Source organism: Haladaptatus caseinilyticus (assembly GCF_026248685.1).
Lineage (GTDB): Archaea > Halobacteriota > Halobacteria > Halobacteriales > Haladaptataceae > Haladaptatus > Haladaptatus caseinilyticus.
This window is the reverse complement of sequence record NZ_CP111042.1, coordinates 22,892-49,887: the sequence shown is the minus strand read 5'-3', so window position 1 is coordinate 49,887 and position 26,996 is coordinate 22,892. Positions and strand designations below refer to the sequence as shown.

Annotated in this window: 20 protein-coding genes and 2 pseudogenes; 13 read left to right on the top strand and 9 right to left on the bottom strand. The window is 53.3% G+C overall.

Translation table 11 applies throughout. The features are described 5' to 3' along the window. The first annotated feature begins 3 nt into the window (after positions 1-3). The 7 genes and pseudogenes from OOF89_RS22730 (at position 4) to OOF89_RS22695 (ending at position 7,245) form a co-directional block, all read left to right on the top strand. On the top strand, positions 4-2,373 hold the full coding sequence (locus tag OOF89_RS22730) for a TRAP transporter permease (RefSeq protein ID WP_328517214.1): 2,370 nt from the start codon (positions 4-6) through the stop codon (positions 2,371-2,373). A 250-nt stretch (positions 2,374-2,623) separates the two neighbouring features. Continuing rightward, positions 2,624-4,192 (top strand): long-chain-fatty-acid--CoA ligase, encoded by a 1,569-nt coding sequence (locus OOF89_RS22725; protein WP_266083240.1) that lies wholly within the window; start codon positions 2,624-2,626, stop codon positions 4,190-4,192. A gap of 115 nt (positions 4,193-4,307) precedes the next feature. Beyond that, entirely contained in the window at positions 4,308-5,447 is a 1,140-nt protein-coding gene (locus OOF89_RS22720; RefSeq protein ID WP_266083239.1) for an acyl-CoA dehydrogenase family protein, read from the top strand. A gap of 568 nt (positions 5,448-6,015) precedes the next feature. Beyond that, the gene (locus OOF89_RS22715) at positions 6,016-6,246 is read left to right on the top strand and encodes a hypothetical protein (protein WP_266083238.1); all 231 of its coding nucleotides are present in this window, start codon (positions 6,016-6,018) and stop codon (positions 6,244-6,246) included. Continuing rightward, positions 6,236-6,406: a hypothetical protein gene (locus tag OOF89_RS22710; protein WP_266083237.1), complete on the top strand. Its 171-nt coding sequence runs from the start codon at positions 6,236-6,238 to the stop codon at positions 6,404-6,406. The genes OOF89_RS22715 and OOF89_RS22710 overlap by 11 nt, the downstream gene beginning before the upstream one ends. 299 nt (positions 6,407-6,705) lie before the next feature. Continuing rightward, positions 6,706-6,849 carry a hypothetical protein gene (locus OOF89_RS22705; protein ID WP_227377146.1) on the top strand — a complete coding sequence of 48 codons (144 nt, stop codon included), beginning with the start codon at positions 6,706-6,708 and terminating at the stop codon, positions 6,847-6,849. After that, positions 6,846-7,245, top strand: a pseudogene (locus OOF89_RS22695) (type II toxin-antitoxin system VapC family toxin). The gene OOF89_RS22705 and the pseudogene OOF89_RS22695 overlap by 4 nt, the downstream one beginning before the upstream one ends. Positions 7,246-7,308: 63 nt before the next feature. On the opposite strand, the gene OOF89_RS22690 reads toward OOF89_RS22695, so the two are convergent. After that, positions 7,309-7,728 carry a hypothetical protein gene (locus OOF89_RS22690; protein ID WP_266083234.1) on the bottom strand — a complete coding sequence of 140 codons (420 nt, stop codon included), beginning with the start codon at positions 7,726-7,728 and terminating at the stop codon, positions 7,309-7,311. Between the two features lie 163 nt (positions 7,729-7,891). On the opposite strand from OOF89_RS22690, the gene OOF89_RS22685 reads away from it, so the two are divergent. Next, positions 7,892-8,170, top strand: a complete 279-nt coding sequence (locus tag OOF89_RS22685; RefSeq protein WP_266083233.1) for a winged helix-turn-helix transcriptional regulator — start codon at positions 7,892-7,894, stop codon at positions 8,168-8,170. Positions 8,171-8,176: 6 nt separating this feature from the next. On the opposite strand, the gene OOF89_RS22680 is transcribed toward OOF89_RS22685, so the two are convergent. Beyond that, a complete protein-coding gene (locus tag OOF89_RS22680) occupies positions 8,177-9,112 on the bottom strand; it encodes a bile acid:sodium symporter family protein (protein WP_266083232.1) in 936 nt (311 codons plus the stop codon). A 92-nt stretch (positions 9,113-9,204) separates the two neighbouring features. Here OOF89_RS22680 and OOF89_RS22675 point away from each other — a divergent pair, with 92 nt between their 5' ends. Next, positions 9,205-9,960 carry a helix-turn-helix domain-containing protein gene (locus tag OOF89_RS22675; RefSeq protein WP_266083374.1) on the top strand — a complete coding sequence of 252 codons (756 nt, stop codon included), beginning with the start codon at positions 9,205-9,207 and terminating at the stop codon, positions 9,958-9,960. A gap of 73 nt (positions 9,961-10,033) precedes the next feature. Beyond that, positions 10,034-12,784, top strand: coding sequence for a heavy metal translocating P-type ATPase (locus tag OOF89_RS22670; RefSeq protein WP_266083231.1), 2,751 nt, complete (start codon positions 10,034-10,036; stop codon positions 12,782-12,784). Positions 12,785-12,809: 25 nt separating this feature from the next. On the opposite strand, the gene OOF89_RS22665 is transcribed toward OOF89_RS22670, so the two are convergent. The 3 genes from OOF89_RS22665 to OOF89_RS22655 all read right to left on the bottom strand — a co-directional run bounded on the left by OOF89_RS22665 (position 12,810) and on the right by OOF89_RS22655 (position 17,178). Next, positions 12,810-13,133, bottom strand: coding sequence for a hypothetical protein (locus OOF89_RS22665; RefSeq protein WP_266083230.1), 324 nt, complete (start codon positions 13,131-13,133; stop codon positions 12,810-12,812). A 1,517-nt stretch (positions 13,134-14,650) separates the two neighbouring features. After that, positions 14,651-16,159, bottom strand: coding sequence for a class I adenylate-forming enzyme family protein (locus OOF89_RS22660; protein WP_266083229.1), 1,509 nt, complete (start codon positions 16,157-16,159; stop codon positions 14,651-14,653). 215 nt (positions 16,160-16,374) lie between these two features. Further along, positions 16,375-17,178 (bottom strand): IclR family transcriptional regulator, encoded by an 804-nt coding sequence (locus OOF89_RS22655; RefSeq protein ID WP_266083228.1) that lies wholly within the window; start codon positions 17,176-17,178, stop codon positions 16,375-16,377. A 370-nt stretch (positions 17,179-17,548) separates the two neighbouring features. On the opposite strand from OOF89_RS22655, the gene OOF89_RS22650 reads away from it, so the two are divergent. Next, positions 17,549-18,640 carry a hypothetical protein gene (locus tag OOF89_RS22650; RefSeq protein ID WP_266083227.1) on the top strand — a complete coding sequence of 364 codons (1,092 nt, stop codon included), beginning with the start codon at positions 17,549-17,551 and terminating at the stop codon, positions 18,638-18,640. Beyond that, positions 18,640-20,394, top strand: coding sequence for a GMC oxidoreductase (locus tag OOF89_RS22645; protein ID WP_266083226.1), 1,755 nt, complete (start codon positions 18,640-18,642; stop codon positions 20,392-20,394). Before OOF89_RS22650 ends, OOF89_RS22645 begins: the two co-directional genes overlap by 1 nt. Positions 20,395-20,583: 189 nt before the next feature. Here the strand turns inward: OOF89_RS22645 and OOF89_RS22640 are convergent. Then, a pseudogene (locus OOF89_RS22640) lies at positions 20,584-21,542 on the bottom strand (AMP-binding protein); the annotation flags it as partial. Between the two features lie 290 nt (positions 21,543-21,832). Between OOF89_RS22640 and OOF89_RS22635 the strand changes: the two are divergent. Then, complete coding sequence (locus OOF89_RS22635; RefSeq protein WP_266083225.1) at positions 21,833-22,213, top strand: DUF7344 domain-containing protein; 381 nt, start codon at positions 21,833-21,835, stop codon at positions 22,211-22,213. A gap of 52 nt (positions 22,214-22,265) precedes the next feature. Here OOF89_RS22635 and OOF89_RS22630 read toward each other — a convergent pair whose 3' ends face one another. The 3 genes from OOF89_RS22630 to OOF89_RS22620 form a co-directional block, all read right to left on the bottom strand. Further along, positions 22,266-22,616 carry a HalOD1 output domain-containing protein gene (locus tag OOF89_RS22630; protein WP_266083224.1) on the bottom strand — a complete coding sequence of 117 codons (351 nt, stop codon included), beginning with the start codon at positions 22,614-22,616 and terminating at the stop codon, positions 22,266-22,268. Positions 22,617-22,714: 98 nt separating this feature from the next. Then, positions 22,715-26,266 carry a PAS domain S-box protein gene (locus OOF89_RS22625; RefSeq protein WP_266083223.1) on the bottom strand — a complete coding sequence of 1,184 codons (3,552 nt, stop codon included), beginning with the start codon at positions 26,264-26,266 and terminating at the stop codon, positions 22,715-22,717. A gap of 147 nt (positions 26,267-26,413) precedes the next feature. Beyond that, the gene (locus OOF89_RS22620; RefSeq protein ID WP_266083222.1) at positions 26,414-26,968 is read right to left on the bottom strand and encodes a DNA polymerase domain-containing protein; all 555 of its coding nucleotides are present in this window, start codon (positions 26,966-26,968) and stop codon (positions 26,414-26,416) included. Between the last annotated feature and the right edge of the window lie 28 nt (positions 26,969-26,996).

Sequence of the window (26,996 nt, the reverse complement as noted above, 5' to 3'; positions counted from 1 at the left end):
GTAATGAACGAAGCTACCGACGACTCGATGACCTCTTCTCGCAGTCTGCACGAAACTCTCGCCACACGTTCGATGCCAGAGAAGGTTCTATTGTCAACTGTGGTTCTTTTTGCGATTGGGTTGACATCCTATACCATCTACTACGCCTGGGCCCGACCCTTCCCACAAATCATCCACGGCATGATCTTCCTGCACTTTGGACTCGCCCTGTACTATCTGCACCTCGCCTTTGAGCGAATGACGGAGGGCCCATCAGTGGTAGACGGATCGATATTGAGTCGAGTGAACGAGTCCATTCAACAACGCTACGCCCAGCTTGATACTGTCGTGTGTCTCGTAATGGCGACTCTCGCGGGAATTACGGGCTATTACTTTGTAACGGAGTACGGACGACTGACGGGCGACGCAATACTTCTTGGATATTCGAACACCGATCTTACCCTCGGGCTTATCGTCGTTGTGATGATTCTTGACGCCACACGTCGTGCCTACGGGTGGTCTATCGCACTCGTGGGAGTCATCTCTATCTTATACGCGCTGTACGGGACGTATTTCCCAGGATTCCTCAATCACACCGGTTTAGGGCTGCAAGACGTGACTCTGTACGGTGCAACTCAGGTCGAACGCTCCGGAGTGTACGGGTTCATTACCCAAGCCGGCGCGAAGTACGTAGCCATCTTCATCATGTTCGCTGGTCTAGCGAGGGCCTACGGTATCCTAGACGTTATCCTCGACTTGAGTCAGCGACTCGGGAAACGGCTCCGAAGCGGCATCGTCCATGTCGCCGTCGTCTCGTCGATGGCGATGGGGTCAATCACCGGTAGCGCAGCGGCCAACGCCGCAACAACTGGGAGCTTTACCATCCCGATGATGCAACGCCAGGGTGTACGAGAGGACTTTACCGCCGCTATCGAGGCAGTGGCTTCGAGCGGCGGGCAGATCATGCCACCGGTCATGGGCGTCGCTGCCTTCCTGATGGCTGATTTTATTGGTGTTCCCTACGTCCGCATCATTCAGGCCGGGCTCTTCCCCGCACTCCTGTTCTATTTCAGCGTGGCAATTGCGGTTCAATTCGCGGTACTCCGCTATGGGTGGACCAGTGAAAAAGATGAGAGCACCGGCGGGTTGCTCGAGGTCACCTTCAGCAAGGGTGCGCTTTTGGTTGCCGTCTACTTCGCCCTCTCTGTTGGAGCGTTCTACATAGCACGTCAGGTTTTGACGCTCTCGCTACTCGTCGCGGGTATCGTGACTTTAGTCATGCTTCTCTTCAGTCGATACGTCCACGGCGTGGCCTCCGGTTCGGACGAGGGTGGCTGGTCGGAACTGCAGACCGCCGTCGCGAGGTTTTGTCACGGTCGATATTTCCTCATCCCGATGGCAGTACTTGTCTACGCGTTGGCCGTGATGCAGCTGTCGGCACTCGCAACCGGTTTGTATACCGTGTTGACACTCATCGTTGTCATGTACGTCCGTGACCTCACTCTCCTGTTGACAACCGGCACGTCCGACGACGCATGGGTCGTCGCTGGCTACGACGGAGCGGTAAGTGACTTTGGCTCGACCGTATCGACCGTCCCACGACAGTTGTGTGCTACGACGATAAAGACTCTCTGTGGGTTCAAACAGGGTGCGCTCGACATGGCCCCGCTTGTCGGTGTGCTTGCAGCAATGGGCGTTATCATTAAAATGCTCACCCAAACCGGTCTTTCTGGAAAAATCAGCCTCCGTATGGTCGCACTGGCTAGTGGAATTCTCGTCATCGCGTTATTCCTCGCGATGGTCACGAGTATCCTGTTCGGGCTGGGAATGCCAACTCCAGCCGCCTATGTCTTGGTAGCGGCTCTCCTGACTGCGCCGCTCCAGGAACTCGGCGTCACGGAGATCACTGCGCACCTATTCGTGTTCTACTTCGCGATGCTCTCGGCGATAACGCCGCCGGTTGCCGTCGGGGTGGCCGTTGCCTCGCGTATTGCCGATAGCGGATTTCTTGTCTCAGCCAAGCAGGCGCTTCGAATCGGTGCCGCCGGATTCCTTATCCCATTCGCACTTGTTGCGAACGACAGCCTCGTCAATTGGACTGTTACTGGGACGCCAATCGCCGTTTTCTGCGTCTTCATCGGCACTGTCGCGCTAACGGCCGTCACCATTGGGTTCGATGGTCAGCACGTGCTCCAGCTTCCACATCGGCTCGTATACCTTGCGTTGGCATTGGGGTCGATGTATGGATCAGCACTCTCTCAGTTTGTCGGTGGTGGCGTCGCGACGACGGTTCAGCTCGCGACGGCACTGCTCGCTCTTTTGGGGCTGAGCCTCGCTCACATAGACCGACTCCCGAGTGTTATCACACCCAGAGCAGAAGCTGGAGACCGCTGAGAACTCGCTTCGTTGAGTTCGCGTTCGTCATTTATTATCGACAAATATCGCTTGATAGTGACTGCCACGTATAGCCGGACAATGACCTGTTCAGAAGTCATCCTCTGTTACTGGGTCTGAACCGATTCGTGTTCCCGTCAACCGTGACAACCGCATGACCACCATCCTCCACTACGAGGTCACCTGTGCCATTATGTTCGAATAATCGGGGAAAGCTTTTCTTCTGAGGTTGAGATCATTCGATAATATCATGTCGAACCTTGTTACAACGCTTGCCAACACAGTTGAGTCTATGCCTGACTCGGTGGCCATCTCGTTCGACGGTGATGAGGTGACCTATGAGACCTTATGGAATCGAACAGGGCAGTTTGCGGCTGCTCTTTCCAACCACGGGATCGATGAAGATGACCGGATCGCCGTCTATCTTCCTAATCTCCCGCAATTCGTGACGGCGTTCTATGGCGCACTTCGCAACGGATGTATCGTGGTTCCCATGAACCCCCAGTACAAGGTTCAGGAGATTAGTCATCTCCTCGCCGACAGCGGCGCAAAAGCCGTCGTGACGCTTTCCGAGAACGTCGAAGCGGTTACTGAAATTCAACCAGATACTGCCGTTGAAAGGATCGTCACCGCCGGCGAGATTGTCAGCAATGGGACGGATTTCGAGTCGTTCTTGGCCGACGAAACGAAAGAAATCGTCGAACGAAACGACGATGACATTGCTGTCCAGCCCTACACGTCGGGAACCACAGGATCCCCGAAGGGAGTTCTCCTTACCCACCACAATCTTGCATCCAATACACGATCTAATATGGAGTTACTTGACCCACCCATTGGCCCAGATGACCGGCTTATCGGGACGCTCCCACTGTTTCACATTTATGGGATGTCTGCTGTCATGAACGCTGCCATGTTCACGGGTGCGACGTACTATCCGGTCGCAGAGTGGAATCCTCAGAAGGTTTTCGACTGTATTGATACAGATGGAATTACCGTCATGTACGGTGTTCCGGCAATGTTTAATGACATGATTAACCAGCCCAATGCTGATGAAGTTGATCTCTCATCACTGCGATTTGTTAATTCTGGCGGCTCCAGTCTCCCACTCGAAGTTCTTGAGCAGTTCGAGAAACTGTTCGATACCGAATTGTTCGAAGGCTACGGCCTGACCGAGACCAGTCCAGTCACTCATGCGAACCGACCAGGTGCCCGCCGGAAGGGCAGCATCGGCCAACCGATCGAGGCGGTCAACGCCAAGATCGTTGACCAACAGTTCAAGGAGCTCCCACGTGTCGCGGAAGGGCCGGTCGACGAGAATACTGTCGCACTCGAAGATGTGGTGGGTGAACTAGTTGTCTCCGGACCAAACGTGATGGCAGGCTATTATGGTTTGCCGGAGGCCAACGATCGTGCTTTTACTGTGGCGGACGGGACACGATGGTTCCATACGGGAGATCTCGGTTACTGGGACGAAGACGACTACTTCTACATTGTCGACCGTGAGAAGCACGTGATCATTACTGGTGGCTACAATGTGTACCCTCGCGAGGTTGAGGAAGTTCTCTACGAACACGAGGCGGTCGGTGAGGCGGCAGTGATCGGTATCGAGGACGATCGTCGTGGCGAGACAGTCAAGGCACTCATCGTCCCGGCACCCGGCTCCGAACCTGGCATTGATGTGACCGAAAACGAGATTCGCGAGTACGTTCTCGCCAACTTAGCCGAGTACAAACACCCCCGTATCATCGAATTCTGTGAGGAACTGACACGAACGACAACCGGCAAGGTCCAAAAATATGCACTCCGACAGAACAAGTGATCGACGTCCATCATTTGAACGAATCTCGCTACTAGCGGTTACCAAGCATTCATCAAAATAATATTTGTCTCAACATATCCGAATTTACTTTGCCACAGGATTCAAGCTTATTAATATGGCTTTTCAGCTATCTGACGAACACCGTGCTATCCAGCAGGCTGTTCGTGAGTTTGGTGAGAACGAAATCGCACCGGTTGCAAAAGAACATGACGAGAAGGGAAGCTACCCCAAGGCAATCCGCAAAGAGGCAGCGAAGTACGACTTCGTCGCCCCGCACATTCCGACCGAGTATGGTGGTGCTGGAATGGGTCTCCTATCGGCAGTGCTTGTGACTGAACAGCTTTGGCGAGCCGATCCCGGTATTGGAAGCGCTGTCGGAAGCGCCGGGTTCGGGACGAACATGATCATCAAATACGGCGACGAGTGGATGAAACAGGAATGGTTGCCGAAAATAGCAGCCGGTGAAGCAGTCTCCTACTCTGCAATCTCCGAACCAGCACACGGATCGAATGTGGCTGGCATCGAGACGATCGCTGAGCGCGACGGCGGCGGTTACATCCTCAATGGTAACAAGATGTGGATTACAAATGGAACCGTGGCAGATGTCGGTCTTGTGATGGCTAAAACCTCTCCAGATGAGGGGCATCGCGGTATTACCGCCTTCTTGGTGCCGACAGATCTTGACGGATTTTCTACCGAGAAGATAGATAACAAACTCGGTATTCGAGCCTCCGATCTCGCAGAGGTCATCCTTGACGATGTTCGGGTCTCCGAGGAGAACGTCATCGGAGAAGTTGATAACGGATTCTACCAGCTAATGGACTTTTTCGCTCATGGCCGCACTCGTGTCGCGTCTCAGGCGGTCGGAGCCGCGCAGGCGGCCCTCGATGCAGCATTGGACTACGCCGGTGAACGTGAGCAGTTTGATCAACCCATTGGTGAGTTTCAAGCCATTCAGCACAAGCTTGCTGAGATGGCTACTAACGTTGAGGCCGCACGGTCGCTAACGTATCGCGCCGCCTCTCAGGTCGAGAGCGGTGACGACAATATCGCTGCTCGTTTCGCAAGTATGGCAAAGCTCTTCGCTTCCGAACACGCTGTCGACGTGGCCGACGAAGCCATTCAGGTACACGGAGGTGCCGGATTCGTCTCCGATCACCCAGTCGAACGATACTATCGTGATGCTCGCATCACGAAAATCTACGAAGGAACCAGTGAAATACAGAAAAACATCATTGCTGATCGCTTGCTATAGTAATCAATTAGACAACAATTCAAATCAAATTTCCTCATACGCCATCTGGTTTCTCACTTCGTGACCATCCTGCCTGCCGTTGGGTTCGGTGTGAGACCTCCCAGTTGATCGGCACGATGCGCTGAACAGAGATCACAGTGGGGTCTCGAGGCGTTCTACTCACGCGTTTGGTTTATATCTCAGACTTCCGTCCCGAATTCCACAAACCTGTCGCGTCGCTCATTTCGACCTAATTACCATCTTGGTCGTATTTCAGAAGACGGGTTCCGGAGAAAAGGAATACATGTCGTGTTATAATACGAGATACACGATATATTGTTCGAGATAACCGATTGCTTGCGAACAGGTGTTCCACAGATAATCAAGGCGAGTGCCTCGGTGTCAATCCTCAAGATAATTCGCAAAATGTGGCGTACGGTGCCGATATTCATTAATTAACACAACTAGTGAACGCCATTGTGTTCACATTCCAGCCGCATTCCCACATAAAGCTCGTCGTCGTTAGTATTCAATACCAACTAGCGATTGCCGAGGAGATGAATCCCGTCTTGCCTGCTACGACAACGAAATGTTCGCATTCGTCACGAATCGCAAGCCCGACGAACTCGCAAGCAAGACATCGCGCGAACGTGATGAGGCCAGTCGGTATTCGTTATGGTCGAAGGGCAGTGGCGAGATCCGAACCCATCTCGATGCTTCAGACCTCGCCGAGTGGATTCGGCTCAAGGAGTCCGGCGTGAGCAAGAAATACTCACAGGTACTCGCTCGCCGGACAATGGACGCGATGCATGAGCTCTAGAATGGCCGCCTCGGGAAAAACCAAGCGCCAACGGTCCAAAGACGGACTGAGTTATCAAGAGACCCGGCTTGTCCTGAAAGCCGATGTGGAACTTCCCGGTAAAGTCACGAACAACGACACGGACGACAGTCCGACCACAGACGGGGTTGCCGAAGAGTAGCGTGGTCGGGACGAAAACACACCCGAGAGGGACACGAATCTAACACGAATGCACAAACAAACGCGGTCGTGGACGTCCCGAATTGACACAGTTCGGGACTGACACCGTACGGTTACTTGTGAGTACGGCAGTTGTATCGGCGGCTATCGGCTACAAGCCAGCGGGAGGGGGAGAGGTGGTACCGGCCACCGCGTCTGTGGTCGGAGCAGGACACCGAGACCCCGTGACTGCTCGAGAGCCACGTCGGGTTCGCAAATACGGGGGAAGGTTTCTTAGCCTGGCACACAAATGGCTATGTAATGAGTATCTTAGCGAGCGACTTCACGGATCTGACGAAAACCGCCGATGAAAAAGAGCGATTAGGTGACGCGCTTGCTGGCGAAGCAAGCGAGTTGGACGTGGATTCTGTTGCTGCGGTTCGAGAGCTACGGGAACGCGAATGAGGCACTTTGTCGATACGAATATTTTCATTACAGCACTCACAGATGAACCGAACCGAGGAGATGTTGCAGCTGACTTCTTGAACCACGAGGCAGACTTCTACACTTCGCTACTAAATGTGATGGAGTTGCGGAGTGTCCTCCGGGAAAAAGAAGCAACTCAAACAGGAGCGTGTTGCCGAGTTAGAACGACGGGTTACATCCCAGGTTGAAATTGTCGTTCCAGATGCATCCGACATTCTTGCTGCAAACAAACGGCATCAGGAAACACTGCTCTATCCGATGGACTGTCTTATTTTAGCCTGTGCCGGGAGCCAAGACACGACATTAGTCTCGTTCGACAAGGAGCTCATTGAAGCAGGTGCACGCTCACCGGAAGAAATCATCGACGAGCCATAGACAACGTTATCGAAGTACCGTCGGTGACAGATATCTCGCTGTGAGTTAATTCTCTTGGGGACATTAAGGTTGCCCCAATGACGGTGCATTTTCGAACTGCTGAAGCGTCTCTTGGAGCGCTTCGCGAAAGAACTCGAGACCATCCGTTCGGTCGGAGCGAACGTGCCACTTGATACTGTCATCACTCATTGGGAGTTCGACGTCGAACGTCGCCCATGCACAGCACTGTGACTCCTTCCACGACGCACTTGCCACTGCGGCGTATGCCTCCGGGCGACGATCAAACACGAATGTGAACCCGTCTTCGGTTTCCTGAATGCTTTCGAGGTGCGGGAGAAGACTCCCTTCGACCCATTCCATCCGCTGGTCGGTTTGGTCTGGCGTGAGCGTACACGTGATCTCCGGAAGCTCTCCGTCAATCGATTCGTCGAGTAGTGTCTCTGCAGTCTGTTCGGCGCTCATATCGTCGGTTGGATCTGTCATACGTCGTCTTCACTTTGAGAGTCAAACCTATTATACTGCCAAGTCCGAAGTATAGAACGAACTGCGGTGAACTACAGCTATGGCGAACAACCCAGAGATACTCTCTCAAACAGCTGATTCGACAGGTGACACACCCACTTGTTACTGTCCCGTGGGCGGTGTAATGGAATTGCTTAGTCGTCGCTACGCGATGCAGTTGATTTGTGTCGTTGGCGCGATCGGGCCAGTCAGATACAACGAAATCGAAGACACATTTGGAGATGTGAGTAGCTCAACGCTGTCATCACGACTTGAAGAGCTAGTCGAGGCGGGATACCTCTCCCGAGAGCAGTATGCAGAAATCCCTCCACGCGTAGAGTATGAACTAACGGAAACAGGCGAGCAACTCTGTCACCGACTCGAACCCCTTCTCGAATGGGTCGAAGAACACGAGGAAGCGTAATAGCACTCAGGCCTGCCGACGAAACCACTTCGCGAGGCCTGCACTCGTCGTCATCTCGACAATGCCGAAGACGACCGCTGGAAGTGTCGCCGACGTCGGGAAACTAGCACCAACGAGCAAAGCAGCAGCAACGGCAAAATCACGCATCCCGACAGACAGCGTCGACGCAATACGCTCACCCCGAGTGAAATTCCGACTGATGAACCACCCAGCGATGTAGCCACCACTGTTGAGGACAAGCGCACCGACTACTACGGAAACGAGCACGTCGCCGCTATCGCGAACGAGCGATGCGTTGGCCGCGGTCACAATCCCGATGATAAGAATCACCATCAAGCCCGCTACCGACGGATAGATCTCGTCATACACACCAATGTGGTCGGGCCACCGAGAACGAACTGCGACGGCGAGACTCATTGGGAGAACAACGGCAAGAAAGAGCTGCTGAACGATGAGCACAGGATCAACGGCAATCGATGCGCCCAGTAATAAGGTGACAACTCCAGGGACGAGCACCAGCGTCCCGAAACCAACCACGATGAGGACGACTGTCGCAAGGACCGTATCACCGCCACTAAGTTCGGTCATCGTTGGCGTGACGAGTTCAGGAGTTACCGCACCCAATACAACAAACCCGGCCGTGAGTGCGGGCGACAATCCAAGAGCGTGAGCGATACCAAACGCAAGCAGTGGCATCCCGGTCTGAACGATGAGAATCGTAACGAGTACTCGTCCGCGAAGCTTCTGGAATCGCTCGGGTGCAAGCGTTAGCGAGACTGATCCAATCATAACCGCGAGAATCAGTGTCGATAGCGGTGTGAGAACAGCGATTGAGGGGACAATCAACCCAATGCTAACCGAGAGAAGTACCCAGATCAGTAGATAATCATCGACGAGCGCAGCAAATCGAGGCAGGGCGCTATCGACCATCGATACGTTCATTTTGGCCACCCATGGTTTGTGAGTTGGTATTCGAATTGGTACGAGCAAAAGCGATGTACACACTCATCAGCGTCTATCTCCTACACCTTCCTATGCGTGAATTCGTCTTCGCTCTCGAATACGAGCCGGGAAGCAACCCGGTCGCCGATATCCTTGCGGAGTTTCCGGAGACACAACTCCGTTCTCTCTCATGCCACGTCACCACCGACACACTGTGGCGTGTCGATCATATTAGCGGTGCTGAAGAAGCGCTTGATGCCGTCGCCGATGCGGTCGCCACGGCGGACTATTTCGCTGACTGTCTCGTTCGGCGTGACTGCCGGGGCGAATGGGACACTCGTGTCCTCGATCGGAGTACTGAGACACTCATCCTGTACTCGTACTGGAATCGCACCGTCGCCTGTACCTCAATTCCGCATCTCGCACTCGAACACTTCGGTGACGGCCTCATTTTTGAGACGACCTGGCGCGGTCGCCGCTACCAATGGCGCTTAATTCTCCCCGATGATGCGAAGCTCACGCCTTTCTACGAGACCCTCGAAGCCGAAATCGCCGAGACTGCTGGTGTTGATATCATCCGTGTAAAGGATACAGATGCGTCGGGTCTCGACATGGTAGATGACGAGAATGAACAGTTCCTCTCGTCAGAACAGGAAAGCGCATTACGAGCCGCTGTCGAGCATGGCTACTACGAAACCCCACGAGCAATTGAAACGTACGAACTGGCTGAACTGCTCGGAATTCCAGGTTCGACCCTCTCATATCGTCTTCGGCGAGCAGAAGCACACCTCGCAGGGTCCTACGTAAAGAATATGCCGTTTACCAAACTTCCCCAATCCGATCAGTAACACCGATTCTCGCTCATTCGTTTGGTGTGTACCAAACGAACCCGTAAGCCACAACGAGAGCTACTGGGAGGTAATGGGTAGAGAGTCAGATCGACGGACACCACCAGATACTGCCGAACTGGAGACGGCAGTCGTCACAGTCCCCGAGATGGACTGTCCGTCATGTTCAGCAAAAATCACCAAGAGCGTCGAGTCACTCGCAGGCGTCGAGACGATCGATCCACAGGTGATAACTGGAACGGTGACGGTTAGTTATCACCCGGATCAGGTCGACCAGGCCGCCATCATCGAGCGAATTGAGGCCGTGGGATATTCTGTCCAGTCCATTCCGAAACCCGAATCGACGTCGTTCAGTGTCCCGGACATGGATTGCCCCTCTTGTGCGAGTAAGATTACCACCAGCGTCGAGCAACTGGTCGGTATAGAAGCAATCGACCCAGAAGTGACGACGGGGACAGTCCATGTCGAGTACGATTCTTCACAGACTGATACCGAGCAAATCAGTGAGCGAATCGAAGCAGCGGGCTACGCGATCAAAACAGAACACGCAGAACGCACAGCCACCTTCGATGTGCCCGACATGGACTGTCCGTCCTGTGCTGGCAAGATCGAGAATGCACTCAACGCACAGAATGGGATTTTCTCGTACGACACTCAACCGACGACTGGAACGGTCACCGTAACGTACGATCCAGACACTGCCACCCAGAGCGACCTCACCGATGCGATCGAAGGAGCAGGCTACGTGGTCGAAGGCAGTCGAACCGAGGGATCGACGAGTCAAGAGACACGCCCACGCGAAAATCCCAGTGCCGTTTGGCGCAGCACACGTGCCCTCAAAATTTACATAGGTGCAGCGTTTCTCGCACTCGGACTCGCCGTCGAATATCTCCTACCCTCGCTGAACGTCGTGCTTGCGACTGGGTTTGGCCAAGCGGTCACACTCACGGAAGTGTTCTACATCCTTGGTATCATTGCAGGCGGCGAGCGGATCATCCGAAACGGGTACTACTCCGCCCGAAATCTGAGTCTCGATATTGATTTGCTGATGAGTCTTGGCATTCTTGGCGCGGTCGCTGCGAGTCTTATCTTTGGTGAAGCACTCTACTTCGAAGGCGGGACACTCGCGGTGTTATTCAGCTTCGCCCAATTGATGGAACGATACTCGATGGGGCGAGCGCGAAGTTCGCTTGACGAACTCATGGAGCTTGCACCAGAGACCGCAACCGTTCGTCGCAATGGCGAGGAACAAACGCTCCACATCGATGACGTCCAAGTCGGCGACCTGGTTATTGTCCGTCCGGGGGATAAGATTCCGATGGATGGCGAGGTCGTTGAGGGTGAAAGCGCGGTTAACCAGGCTCCGATCACGGGCGAAAGCGTGCCCGCCGATAAAACCGAAGGTGAGGAAGTGTACGCCGGGACAATCAACGAGGAGGGCTATCTAGAGGTTCGCGTCACGTCGACAGCCGCCGAGAACACCATCGCACGAATCATCGAGATGGTTGAGGATGCTCAGCGCGAGAAAACGGACCATGAGCAGTTCGTCGACCGCTTTGCCAGCTACTACACACCAGTCGTCGTGAGTCTCGCGGTGGCACTCGTATTCGTCCAACCACTCGTGTTCGATGCCACGTGGCGAACTGGCTTTGTTCACGGCCTCACGCTGCTCGTCCTCGCATGTCCGTGTGCGATGGTTATCAGCACGCCCGTGAGCGTCGTCTCGGGGATTACGAGTGCCGCGAAAAACGGCGTCCTGATCAAGAGTGGGCCAGACTTGGAAGCGATGGGCGATGTTGACGTGGTTGCGTTCGACAAGACGGGAACACTCACGAAAGGCGAATTGACCGTAACGGACGTTGTCCCACTCGAAGGAACGTCTCGCAATGAGGTGTTGCGGAACGCTCAGAGTCTGGAAGCGCGAAGTGAACACCCCATTGCGACTGCGATTAGTGACGCGGGTGCTTCTGAGGGTATCACCGAACACTCGATCACTAATTTCGAGAGTCTCACCGGCAAGGGCGTGACCGGTACCATCGACGATGAGCAGTACTACATCGGCAAACCGGAGCTATTCGAGGATCTCGGGTTCGATCTGGGTCATGTCCATGTCGCAGCGGATGGCGGAGTCGCGATGACGACGGCGGAGTGTGACCACGGTCAGTATCTCGATTTAATGGCCGAAACAGTACCAGGCCTCCAAAACGATGGGAAGACGGTCGTATTTGTCGGAACGAACGATCGGTTGCATGGTCTCATCGCCGTGGCTGATGAGGTTCGACCTAGTGCACGCGAGACGGTCGAACAGCTCCACAACCACGGCATCGAGCGTGTCGTCATGCTGACCGGCGATAACGAGGGAACAGCTCGAGCGATTGCCGAGCAGATTGGTGTTGATGACTACCGAGCCGAACTCCTGCCGGACGAGAAAGTGCAGGTCGTCGAGGAGCTTCTCAAACAGTCCAGTGGCGTCGCCATGGTCGGAGATGGCATCAACGATGCACCAGCACTCGCGACGGCGACTGTCGGGATTGCGATGGGTGCGGCGGGGACGGACACCGCTCTTGAGACAGCGGACATTGCCTTGTTGAGTGATGATCTCACGAAGTTGCCGTATCTCGCCGGGTTGTCCCAAACGGCGACGTCAGTGATTCGCCAGAACATCTGGGCAAGTCTCGGCATCAAGACATTGCTGGCGATCGGCGTGCCGTTTGGCCTCGTGAACGTCATCGTGGCTGTTGTTGTCGGCGATATGGGGATGAGTATCGGGGTGACGGCGAATGCGATGCGACTCTCGCGGCTCAAACCCAGCCGGTTCTTCTGAGGGAATTCAAATCGAGTTATACATCTTACCCGAACGACGCCAAACTCAACTCGGTATACTGCCCTAACTCACGTTCAATATCCGACTCACGCCACCTAAGCGGTGACACCACACTCGCCGCAGCACGAATCAACAACTCCCGATAATACCCGATATCATACTCGTCTAACTCCTCACTCGCCAACAGCACCCGCTCTCGCAATTGCTTCGCATCGTCGACCACATACGACACACTCTGACCGGGCGCAGCACGCGCCAGCCCCAACTCAGCCGCTCGCTCTAATGCCGCCACACTCCGTGTCGACTGTATGTAGTCCTCCTTTTTCTTCGCAACCCGATTCGTGATCACCAACTCACTCGGATCGACTGCCCCACGCTCAAGCCGATCAACCCATGTTCGCAACTCCTCACAAACTGCCACAGGATCCCGATACTCATCCACTGCTCGAATCAACGCTTTCTGCGCTTCATCGATATACGACGGCGTACTCCGCTGGCGGCACTCGATGCCCCATTACTTGTACTTGTCCTCCTCAGCGACCTTCCCGAAATACTTCGTTAACGCACCAGCGTCCGAATCACGCAATGGAACGCTATCCAGTCACAGTGGGCTTCGTGCTCAAGCCGAATCTCTACTTGCTCGGAAATCTCCGAGACAGGCGCAGACAACGACGTCTGTTCTTCTCCTTCGATCGGTGTCACCCACCGCTATCGACGATGCCATGCACAATGCGCCCTCCGTGCTCCCGAAACTTTGGCAGGTGATAGCCTGCTGTGAGAAGACGGTCTACCCCCGTCCTATCACATTGAGTACCTACTCAGAGACTGCTGATTCGTACTGTTCGAAACAACTGATTTGCAAACACGATTGAGACGGTCTCGCTGGAGAATAGAGCAGTATGAACCGTTTTCCCTCGCTCATTTTCATGCGCGATTGATGACTAGTTTCATATAGCATTGGAGACATGAAACAGGCAATTAGCGTTAAATGCCGTATTTATGCGGTGGAAGGCTGAATTCGGTGCATTTACCTTTTCCAGGGACAGAAATCAGTTGCAAACACGATTTTACCCGTTGAGATCTGTCTTCCATTGTTATATGCAATTTTAAGGCCGTGATATCGCCTTTCGTACCTCGAAAATCGTCCAAAGAGAGGGGGAGGTACGAAGAGCGAACAAGCAGAGGTGACGAGTGGGTATCCACGAAAACTCAAAGATCACTGAAAATCACAGAATAGTCAGTTGCAGAGTATAGATCAAAGTAGACGATGGACGCATTGGACGAACTCTCGAATGGACGACTCGGGAAGTCAAGCGACAACGATCCAAGGACGGATTGAGTTACAAAGGAACGCGTCTCGTCCTGAAAGCAGATGTCGAACTTCCCAGTAAAGTCACGAACAACAACACAGACGATAGTCCGGCCACAGACGGGGTTGTCGGAGAGTAGCGTGGCCGGGACGAAAACACACCCGAGAGGGATACGAATCTAACACGAACATCCACACAACCGCGGTCATGGGCGTCCCGAATTGACACAGTTCGGGGTAGACGTGGGACGGTTACTCGTGAGTACGGCAGTTGTATCGGCGGCTATCGGCTACAAACCAGCGGGAGGGGGAGAGGTGGTACCGACCACCGTGTTTGTGGTCGGAGAAACACGTGATCGAATTAGTCAAGAAGATTATCAGCGAATCAAGATCGGTTATGATTCCTAACTGGTGTGATCGATACCCTTCACTATGGTGGCTGAGATCTTTGATCGCGTCCGTAGATAAGCCGATACGCGAGGGAGATCCGAGTCGGAGGTGTTTGAGCAAACACAACAGTGCCGATTATTGGTAGGAAAGTAACGTATCGATGGGGGTTATGGTGAGGGGGTTCCAAACCTTTCCCGGAGGGCGACTCGGTCGACTTTTCCAGTTGCTGTCGTTGGAATCTCGTTTACGAACTCGATTCGCTGAGGAACCTCGTGGCTTGCAAGCCGATTGTCGCAGATACGCAGGATCTGGTCGGCAGTGAGATCATCGCTTGATTGAGTGATGACTGCCGTGACTACTGCACCTCGAAGGTCATCGCGGGTGTCGATGACCGCAGCACCAGTGATTTGATCGATTTCATAAAGTGTATCTTCGATTTCGCGTGGATAGACGTCTGCACAGCCAGTCGTAAACATGTCTTCGAGTCGGTCAACGATGAAGAGATGATCTTCTGCGTCTAACCACCCAATATCACCGGAGCGGAGCCATTGGTGGCCGTCGCGTTCCACGAAGGCATCAGAGTCGTTTTGCTGCTGTTCATAGCCGGGTGTCACCGTGTCACCACGCCAGAGAAGTTCCCCCCGTTCTCCAGTATCAACAGCTTCGCCTGTTTGGGGATCCTCGATTCGTATATCGACGACCTCTCGTGCCGGTGGGCCGACGCTCCCCGGCTTGCGTAGCATGGGGTCTGGTCGATTGAATGCAGCGAGTGGTGTTGTTTCGGTCATCCCGTATCCTTCGAGAACGGGACATCCGAGCAGTGCTTCTGCGTCATCGAGTCGATCTTTTGGCATTGGTGCACCGCCAACGCCGACTGTTTGCAACGAGGTGAGGTCATAGTGATCCGTATCCTGGCATTCGAGAAGATCGATAATCATACTTGGCGTGAAAAATGCATAGGTAACGCCGTGCTTTTCGATGGTTTCCAGCATGAGCTTGGGATCCCAGTGTGGAAGAAGCCGATTTTCTGCTTGGGCAACGATGAGTGGGGTAGTTGTAACGTTGAGGCCGACCACGTGGAAACAGTGACAGACTGTTAAGCCGACGTCGTTCCGCGATAGACCGAGATAGTTGATTATTCCTGTGGCATTGGCTTGGAGATTCCCGTGTGTATGACGGACGCCCTTTGGCCGACCGGTCGTTCCACTCGTGTAGAGTATTTCTGCGATTTCCTCGTTCCGACGCGGGTGCACGGAATAGTCGGTGCTTTCGTCTTCGAGGAGAGTGTAAAAGCTGGTGTTCGAGTTACTATCGACGGTGATAGTTGTCTCGACATTGGAGGAAATCGTTGGATGTTGGCCGTCGGTGATCAGTACTGAGATATCACTGGTGGAGAGGACATAGGAAATCTGATCGGTGGTAAAGTGTGTATTGACGGGAACCGGTATTGCGCCGCGTTTCATCGCTCCGATGTGTGCGATGAGAAATTCGACGCGGTTCTGGAGATGGATGGCGATCCGTTCGCCTGGTGATACACCGAGAGTCTCGAGTGCATTCGCCATGGCATTTGTTTTGCTTTTCAGTGCAGAATGGGTTAGGAGATCCTCTGTATCACCCAGTGCAGGTTTAATTGGGACGTTGTTCGCCGCGAGATCAACAAAGTTCGAGAAGTTCATACATCACGAACAATCCAAGAAGATATCCAATTTTCCCACTATTATCGACATATCATATATTGACCCATACTTTGGTGGGGCGTCGCTCACACTCGTACGCAAACGCTACTTCCGACCAATTCATTCCATACTCGTTTCTTAATGTGGGAAATGGCGTTGATATCGAGGAGACCAGGTATCAACCCCCAATTATCAGTCACTTATTATCAAGCAGATTAATGGGCGTTATTGCTCCTCTCGTTTGTAGTTTGGTGAGTTGCAAAGACGATATCCGAACAAATACTGTCAGCCTTTTCACGGACAAGTTCTGGTAAGTCCCCTTCGAGAGCAGATTGCATCTCATTGGCTGGACCGTAAGCACCGATGGCCCCATAGACCGTTTCTTCAGTCATAATAGGCGCTGCGACACCGACAATTCCGTCAATCATCTCCCCACAGTCGACCGCGTACCCTTGTGCACGAATTGTTGATAGCGCTTCAAAGAGTGTTGCCGCGTCAGTTATTGTCTGTTCAGTGCGTTTCACTAGTCCATGCTTTTCAATGATCTCTGTGACTCGGTTAGTTGGTAACGACGCGAGTATCGCTTTGCCTGGAGCGTTTGTGTGCAGATGTTCGTGAGTGGGGTAGACATGTTGGGCCGACGGTGGAAGGTGTTCGTATTGCCATCCAGTTGCAAGAAGGATCGTTCCACGGCCGTTTTCCTCGATAACGAGCTGGTTGTATGTATTCAATTGTTCTGCGAGATCCTTGACCACGGTACGACCATGGAGGAATACTTCGTTATTGTTGCGAGATTCGCGTCCAAGTTGGAGATATCGTGTACTGAGCCGATACTCTCCATTTGTCTTGACGAGATAGCCGAGTGTCTCGAGTGTTTGGAGGTGATTGTGAATAGTGCTTTTTGGGAGATCCAATGTGTCCGATAGCTTGGTGACTCCGGACTGTTGTTGTTTACTAATGGCATTTATAATCTCGTAGGAACGCTTAATTGAGTTGATGGGAACTTCCGGGTCGTTCATATAGCATATTAGATGTGAGCACACTTAGTGTTGTTCGACAATGTGGGAAAATATTGTGTCAATCCGATCAAAATTAGAACCGAGACGGCCCAATATACCATGAATCTTACACACAATTGGACTAATTTGTCCCGAATCGAAAAACAGTTTCATAACCCCACTATCGCCAGAATACAAGGTTATTCAGCGAATTTTAGAAGTGTCGTTGTAATATTTAAATAAAAGTTCTTATATTTGACAAGGTTTAACTTAGTACACCAATATTCATAGCAATACGGTCGGCCAACAGCTACCGACAACTGGTGGTTCAAAGCCAATAGTATCAACTATGTTCGAAAACAACGACACCTCGATAACGCGCAGGAACGCCATGAAAGGCATCGGCGGTCTCGCAGCGTTGTCGATGTCCAACGCGACCATCGCAGACGTACAGGCAGCAGTCAACGATCAACTCCCAAGCGACCCGCATACAGCTGACACGTATCGATCCATCGTCGACGCAATACTCCCACGCACACCGGAACTCGAAGCAGAACTCGGCCCTGAACACGTCCCCGGTGGACTCGACGCTGAACTGGAAAAGTTTCTTATCTGGGATTTCAACCATTTTCAGGAAATCCGTTCGGAGATGGTCACTGAAAAACTCGACCTCTTAGCCAACGAGGCTGCGATGCCCCGATCGATGTTTGAACTCACACTCACCACTGGTGGCCTCGGATCCGATCTCGACGCTCTGTTGGATCTCGCCGACCTCACACTCGGTGACCTCCTCGACCTCGGCCTCGATGGTGACGCTCTCGAAAACCGACTCACGTTCGGCGCTGTCGAGCGTTATGAGACGTCGTTCGTCGACCTCGATACCAGTGCCGAAGGTGTCGCGGAATTCGAGATTCGCGTTGATATTGACGACGAAACATATCATCAAGTACTCCAGAACTACCCATACGCCCCAGCGTTCACCCTCGTGTTCGACGTCGTTGCCGCCGAGTTCCTCGTGCGAGGCAACAACGAACAGCCGCCGGAACCCAACCAGAAATTCCCCGCCGGTGGGACGTTCACTCGCCTCGCCCCACGAGACCGACTGCGATGTCTCTGGACCATTGTCGATGGGAGCATCATCGACGATCTGGATGAGTTGCTATCACCACTTGTTCCTGACCTTGGTATTCTGAAGTTTGTCGTCATGGCTGTCAATGGACTTCACGGATTTGGCTACTACACCGAGTGGTCCGGCTACGGCAGCACGAAAACCGAAACTCCCAATGAACGTAAGATGCAGAAGCCCGCTGGAGCGGTTCAGAGCCGCAAACAGAGCGACTATCCGGGGCCGGCTCTGGGCTATGCAGCTGACTGGCGACACGCGGTCGACGGCGGATTCGCCGATCCAGACGCGGATGAACTGAACTTGCCTGACGATCTCTCCGGCGATGACGTCCTCTCCGGTATCGGAGGTGAGAACTGATGCGGGATCCTGATGTCGTCGTTGTTGGGGCCGGTGCTGATGGTCCTGCTGCCGCATGGAAACTCGCTAACGACCACGGCCTAGATGTACTCGTCTTGGAAGGCGGTGCATGGCACGGCAACAAGCAATGGCCAAAACCCCACGCCGACGCAGGCGGAACGGTGAGTACAGACCCAGACGACCTTGATGGTAAGTTATTAGACGAGCAATTCACGCACCGCGAAGCCGACGCGAATGACCCGACATGGGGGTACCTCCGAGTTGGACCCGCCGATCACTCGCGGGCGCCGTGGTTCCGGAACCTCCACCAGAACGCGTTCATCTGGCAGATCAGCGCGGTCGGCGGGACATCGCTGCACTACTTCGCCAACCACCCGCGAGCGTACCCCTACGCGATCAACGAACAACCTCACTGGCCCATCGATTACGAGGAGCTTGTTCCCTACTACCAACTCAACGAAGAGAATACGAGCACCCAGCAGGCCCCAATGACGGGCAAAGAGGAGGTGTTCATTGAAGGAGCAACAAACGCGGGCTACCCGCTCATCGAGACGAAGAATGTGACCGAAACCGGATGGCGACCGCAGGCCAACGCGGTCGAAGTGCCCGGGCGACAAACCGCAACCGGCGAACCCCTCAATTCTGAGTACGAGGGGTCGTTCAGCTACGACGACGGCTTCCGCGGTGATACGCTCGTTGGCGATCACTTCCAGGGGTCGTCGACACCCATAGACGCGCCTGTGCGTGACAAAGCCCGAAAATCCAGCAATGTGGGCTACGTGCCTCGTGCCCTCGATACTAATAAAGATGCCACGAAGGGGAACGTCGCCATCCGACCGAACGCCTACGTTACGGACGTCGAAACTAAGGAAGGATTCGGGAGTATCGAAGCGACCGGCGTCACGTTCCGCGACAGCTGGTCTGGCCAAACGCAGACCGTCGAGGCGGATACCATTATCCTTGCCGGTGGTTGTATCGAGACGCCGCGACTGTGGCTTAACGCAGGGCTTCCGGATGACGGCTGGGTCGGCAAAGGGCTGACGACACACTGGTTCGACTGGGTCGTCGGCGTCTACGACGAGGAGACCATCGAGGACATCAATCCCGATATGAAACACATGGATCCGTATATCGGGCAGAACTCTGCAGTCAGATTCGATAAACCCGGCGTCGGCGGCATGGAAGACATTGGGATGTCACCTGGCCTCGTCTCCTATGCCGACTATCTGTTCAGCCAGGCGGGGTACAGCTTCGACACGCCGGTTGACCCGGACGAACCGTGGGATACCCGTGGCTACGTTGTCGGAAAGGAACTAAAGCGTCGGATGTCCAATTACCGACAGACAAAGGCGCTGTTGATCCTCACCGACGATCTACCGCGCCAAGACAACGGAATCTCGCTTGACAATACGTTCTCCGATGAACACGGCGCGGTACCGAAGGTCAAATGGGAGCCACATCCGGAAGATGATGCAAAGCGCGACGAACTTTCGCGTATTGCAGCCCGCATCCACAAAGAAGCCGGCGCCGAGCACGTCCACCGATGTGACTGGCCGCCACTGCTCCTGCACATGCAGTCATCCATGCGCATGGGCAAGGTGCTCGATTCGAACGCCGAGGCAAAGAACGTCGATCGACTATTCGTCGCCGATCACTCTGCGCTGGCGAACGGGCTTGGCGGCCCGAACCCGACGAATAGTGGCCAGGCACTTGCACTACGGACTGCTGATCGTATCGCCGATCTCTACTTCTAATCTCCGTTCACTCTTTTGCTGTATTAGGGTAGTTGGAGAGTACCAGCCGATATCCCATCAAAACGGAGACGGTCTGTATTACGGACTGTGTTGTTCGTGGTTGGTCTAACACCTTGCTAGAGTTAATCAGGCGAATGGACACGACAACATCCACCGCTAGTATGGAATTCTTCGTGGAACGGATTGCTGTTACTCTCGGCTCGGGGTCTTCCCCTCGACCAGGGACAGATCAGCATATTCGTCGCGCAGTACTTTTTTGTCAAATTTCCCGGTTGTCGTTTTTGAGACTTCGTCGATAAACAGAACTTCGTCGGGCGCCCACCACTTCGGATACTCTTCACGGACGACTGAAAGGACCTCCTCTTTCAGGGCATCAGTAGTATCTGCACCCTCAGTCGGGACGACAAATGCGACGGGGCGTTCCTGCCAGCGTTCGTGTGGTACTCCGATGACGGTTGCTTCTGCGACATCATCGTGCGCCATGAGTGAGTTCTCCAGTTCGACCGAGGAAATCCATTCGCCACCGGATTTGATGACGTCTTTGGCGCGGTCCACCATCTCGATGTATCCATCTTCATCGACAGTAACGATATCACCGGTTTTCAGCCATGAGCCCTCGAAATCCTCTTCGTTCGTGTCGGGGGGTCAAAATATGAGTCCGTAACCCATGGATCGCGGATATAGAGTTCACCGAAGTCATCACCGTTCCATGGGACTTCTTCGCCATGGTCGTCTACGACCTTGAATTCAAGGCCGGGGACGACCAGCCCTTGTTTAACTCGTTTCTCAAAGCGGTCCTGTCGAGGGCTGTCTTCGAAGTCGGCTTTTAATTGGGCGACGGTACCGATGGGTGCAGTCTCGGTCATCCCCCATGCATGGATGACTTCGACACCGAGATCGTCAAACCGCTCGATAACGGATTTTGGGGCAGCGCTCCCGCCGATGACGATTCGTTCGAGTGAAGAAAGATCGACGTCGTGGTTTTCGATATGGTTGAGGAGTCCGAGCCAGACGGTGGGGACGCCGGCAGTAAGCGTAACGCCTTCTGTTTCGATGAGATGAGCGAGGTCGGCAGGAGCGGGCGAGGGGCAGGGGTAGACGTGTTTTGCGCCGACGGCAGTGCTGGAGAACGGCATCCCCCACGCGTTGCCGGTGACACATGGTGGTTGTAATCGGTTGGTTACGGTGGAGTACGTCTTTTTTCTGCGAAACGGAGAGGATCGCTGTCGCGATCCCCCTCTTTACAACATTGTAACGAACCACCTATCGACAGTCAACGAGAATCGTATTAGAAACATACGTTGTTATCGCCACTGAACTTGTCGAGAATACCGAGCCAATCCGTCTACGTGGCTTTCGTGATCGTCATGAGAACACGCCAATTGCTTCCTGTGAGTTGCCCCAGTAGTTTTGTAGAATCAGGTTAAGCTAGCAGACAATGACGGACTTTCCTACTGAAAACGATGATTCTGACTCGCATCCCCCAGAGGAACAGACCGACCATCAGGACGTCTCCTTCCACGACATTCCGGATCATTTCTTTTCGGCCCTCACTAACCGACGGAGACGTTGTGTGATTGCCTATCTATCCAACACATCGTCCAACAGTGCAACGATGCAAGAACTGGTTGAGGATATCGCAGCGCGAGAAAACGACAATAAGACTGATTCTTTCAATGAGATCGAAATCACGCTCTTCCACCATCATCTTCCAAAGCTCGCTGACATCGGACTCGTTGAGTTTGACAAACGGAGTGAAACAATCCGCTATCGTGACGATCCGCGAGTCGAATCGCTACTGACGCATTTTCAGAGCTAGGATTACTGTCCCGGGCAAGATTTCACCCTTCGTTTGATGCCGATGAGACGTCCTATGGTGGGGTGACTTGAATTTCACCGTCCCAGTTAATTGCTATTTCGCACGATGCGAATTTGAAGGTGACATACACTCCATCGTGATTGGGTGCGTTGCGTCTGGGTTTGTCAAACAGATCTTTGAGTGCATCCGGATCAATCACGTCGTATAATGGATCGAACTCCCGAGGTGGATTTCCTGTGACTGCCGACACTGATCGAACAATCGTGGTCGTTAAATTCTCGACATTCTCTGTATCGTATTGAGCGTAATAGGTCTCTGTCTCTGGATCATATCCAACTCGATCTGCTCGGAGCGTCTGTTCAAGATTGACTGATCGATTCTCATTGGAAACGTCCTCGGTCATTAGCACTATTTAGAGAGGGATGCTACAAGGATCTTATACCATGATACTGAAATGGAAGTCAATAGGGTACCTAGATACTGAATCTGAGAGAGATTGCGTCACTCCTCGTCGAATGCAAGTGCGAAGACCTTCTGCTGAGCTGCCCGAAGATGCTGTGTAAATGTCGGTGGGGAAACGTCCAGCATGTCCGCAATCTCTTGGCCTGTGTTTGTCCGCGGTGATTCGAAAAATCCACTCAAATATGCAAGCTTGAGTACACCCGTTTGGCGATCTGTAAGTGGTTCTTTGATCGCCATCTGTACATCCTGGACTGTTTCGGGCGACCGGTCACACGAGCGACGAGACGTGAGCTGTACCGAGGAATAGGTACGCTGGAGATCATCAATGTAGCCTCGAACGTCAGCGGCAGACGGGAGATCTACGACCGCAACCGTAGTATTTCTATCGAAGATGAGCGTGCGTACCGTCCCCTTTTGCGTGGCAAGTTGTGATACAATCGGCGAAGTAGACACGGTTGCTTTGTACATACATGTCTCATCGTGCTCGGCGACACACGTGAGTGCTGAAATCCCAGAGAGATCAGTTCCTGCATCTTGAATCTCATCAACCGACGTCCGATCTCCGGTGAAAAATATGTGTAAAGAACCGTTCCCAGTGGGAACAATGCCCTTGAATCGGAGTTGGACAGCAGCATCCCGAGCGAGTCGCGCGAGCACCGTTCCCGGCGCCTGAAACTGGAGCGTGAGCTCAACGACACTGTCCGTCTGTGCAGTCTCTTGTTTCTGGGCGGCATGAATTGCATGGGCAACCGTTCGACCAAGTTCATCCATTACCTGCTGATTGCGTTCATTCGGCTGTGGCTGCGCAATATAGACAGTGAGAACGCCATACAGCGTTTCTTCATAGAGCAGTGGAATACTGATGCATGAACGGGCACCTTCCTCAAGAATGGCCTCTCGACACGAACCAATTCGTCTATCGGTGGCAATATCCGCAACGACCTGCGGATCTCGAGTGGCAACTGTGGTAGCCACGGGATTTTGATTAGTAGTGCTGTCGTCGATGGTAATCGTACGATTCTCCACAATGCTACTATCAATACCGGCCCACTGTCGTGGTTCAATTGTTTCTCTGATCGCATCAAATTCGCCAATCCATGCAAACTCGAAGAGATCAGAATCCGCTAGTTGCTCACAGACTGACTGATCAATCTCAGTGACTGTATCGGCCTGCACGAGTGCTTGATCAATCTGCCGAATGAGGGAGTTAAGCTGATCAAGACGTGCTAATTCTTGGTTTTGCCGTTTCAACTCCTGTTCGCCTTCGGCACGATCCCATGCCGTTTTGACAGTCGCAGCGACCGTTTCCACGAGTTCGATTGTTTGCTCGTCGAACGTTCCAGTCCGCGTCGAGCCAGCACAGATAACTCCGTGGCTTCCCAAAGGAACGAGCACACGACTTTGCAGTGGCACCGTCGATGATGAACTCTTGGGAAAGTCGAGGTGATTTTCGACATCGAGATCGTCGCCGATGAATGTTTGCCAAACGTGGTTCGAAAAGTCGGCGGGAAAACGTACATCGAGGTCTGTCTCGAAAGCCGTGTGGCAGACATCCTCTCGAAGTTCACCAACCGTTTCGTCATAGCGCCAGAGTGCGACGAATTCGACACCGAGAACATCACGTGTGAGCTCAGCAATATGGTTACTAATCGTCTCCGTATCGCTGTCTATCAGCTCACGGCTCGCGTCATTGAGTCGTTCGAGAGCGAGCTGGGCACGCTTACGCTCGGTAATGTCAATGAGAGCGCCATTCATCCGAGCTGGCTCAGTATTGGCATTGTACTCGACTTCACCACGTGCCATCACCCATCGCTCGTCACCGTTTGCGTCCTGTACTCGGTACTCGGCTTCGAACTCGTCAGTCGCTCCCTCGATTGCCTGTCTTACTCGGGCCCGATCGTCCTCATGGACAGACGCTAAGAAATCATCAAGAGGCGCACCCGTAGCAGCCGTTTCAGGGGTAATACCAAACTTCTTTGCGAGTATCCTGTCTGCGGTCACGATGTTAGACGCAATGTTCCATGTCCAGACCCCGACTGACCCCGCGGTGGTCGCAACCTCCAGTTGCTCCTTAGCCTCCTGCAGTGCCCCCTTGGCTTCCTTGCGCTCGGTCACGTCCCGGAAGTACACAGATAGTCCCGTTTCGGAGGGATAGGCAGTCTCCTCGATCCACATCTCGAGCGAGTCGTAGTAGAGGGTGTGGCTCTGGGGTTCGTTCGTCTCCATTGCCTCGTGGAAATCGCTCCAGGCGACAGTCTCGGTTGCTTCCGGAAAAACATCCCAGAGGCGTTTACCGATCATTTCTTCTCTTGATTGTTCAAGTAGTTCCTCGGTTCGATCGTTAATATGCGTGAATCGCCACTCATCATCGACGGCATAGAAGGCGTCAGAGACGCGCCCAAGAATATCGCTCAGTTCCGATTCTAGTTGGTCTCGTACCACTTCGCGCTTAGCCTCAGTTTGTTTGCGTGCAGTAATGTCTTGGACAATTCCAACGGCTCGAATCGGCTCGTCATCGTCATAATAGAAGCTGGCTTGAACCATGATCCACCGTTGTTCGCCATCGGCTCGAACGATTCGAGTCTCGAATTCACATTCGCCCGTTTGTAATGCTTCTTCGAAGCACGCTTCCATCCGTTCGCGATCCTCTGGGTGGAAGTGATCAAAGGCACATTCAAGGCTCCACTTTTCGATGGGTTCCTCGTACCCAAAAATTTCGTCGTGTCGTAGTGAGTGATAGGGAGACTCATAGGTTCGAAGGTCGAGTTCCCAAACGCCAATTTCCCCTACATCAAGCGCAATCCGCAATAGCTCCTCGCTTTCGGATAGTGCTTGTTCGGTTTGAATTCTGTCAGTGACGTCAACTGCGATGTTGAATACGCCACCGACTGAGCCATCCTCGATTGGTATTGGGTTGTAACTAGAGTCGAACCAAGCGTCTTCTATTTCGCCAGTCCGTTCAAGAGGAATCAACTGTTCGTGAAGTGCAGTGGCACCATTTCCCGACATGACATGGTCGAATAGTGGTTCGAGTGTTTCCCAAGCCTCCGGAAACACCTGCCGAGCCGGCTGTCCTAGTGCGTCTGGATGCTTATTGCCAATCAATTCCCGGGCAGCGTCATTGTAGAGGAGCGTAAGGTCACTCCCCCAGTAAATTCCGATGGCTTCGGTCGCACCCAACATGATATCGACTGCGATTCGCAACTGTTGTGGCCAGTCGTCCATCGGACCGATCGGTGTCTCGGACCAGTCGAATTCGCGGATCTGCTTGCCCATCTCACTTCCGAACGGGAAATTAGTCACTGATTCGTGCGAAGGAGTTCTAGTTTCGTCGATTTGGTTTGAATTCACTTCGTGTTCAGGCTGACGATCGTACTCAGGAGGAACTCGCCACCACACTCGACCACGGGCACCGACCTGCTTTGTCTTGAGCATGCCATCGTCAACGAGCGTGTCGAGTTTGTTGTAAATAGTTCGGGTCGTACAGTCGAATTCGTCGGAAACCTCTGTGGTGGTCAAAGGAGTCCCTGGTGGGTCGAGTGTACCAAATACCTCAAGTACAGTCGCAGGTGTTGGTGTGGACGAACTCATACCCCCTATGAAAGCATGGACGTGCAAAAATATTCTGTCAAAAGAAACCACTCAACACTGGTTTTGAGACCATAGGGATAGTGCAAAATGAAAGAAACAGGGTCATGTAACGGCAAGGCAAATGATTATGGCAATCAAATAGTCGTTTTACCCGAAAGACGCCAAACTGGATTCAGTATACTCTTTTAACTCCTTTTCAATATCCGACTCACGCCACCTAAGCGGTGACACCACACTCGCTGCCGCACGAACCAACAATTCCCGATAAAACCCGAGATCATACTCACTCGCCAACATCACCCGCTCCCGAGATTTCTTCGAATCGTCCACCACCACATACGATACACTCTGACCGGGTGCACGCGCCAACCCCAGATCAGCCGCCCGCTCCAGCGCTGCTACACTCTGCGTCGACTGCGTGTAGTCCTCCTGTTTCTTCGAAACCCGATTCGTAATCACCAACTCATTCGGATCGACCGCCCCACGTTCAAGGCGATCGACCCAGGACCGCAATTCCTCACAAACCTCCTCCGGATCACGGTACTCATTCACCGCTCGAATCAACGCTTTCTGCGCTGCATCGATATACGACAGCGTCCTCCGTTGGCGACACTCGATGCCCCGATACTTGTACTCGTCCTCCCCAGCAACCTTCCCGAAGTACTTCGTTAACGCACCAGCGTCCGAATCACGTAACGGCACGAACGCTATCCAATTGTAGTGGGTTTCG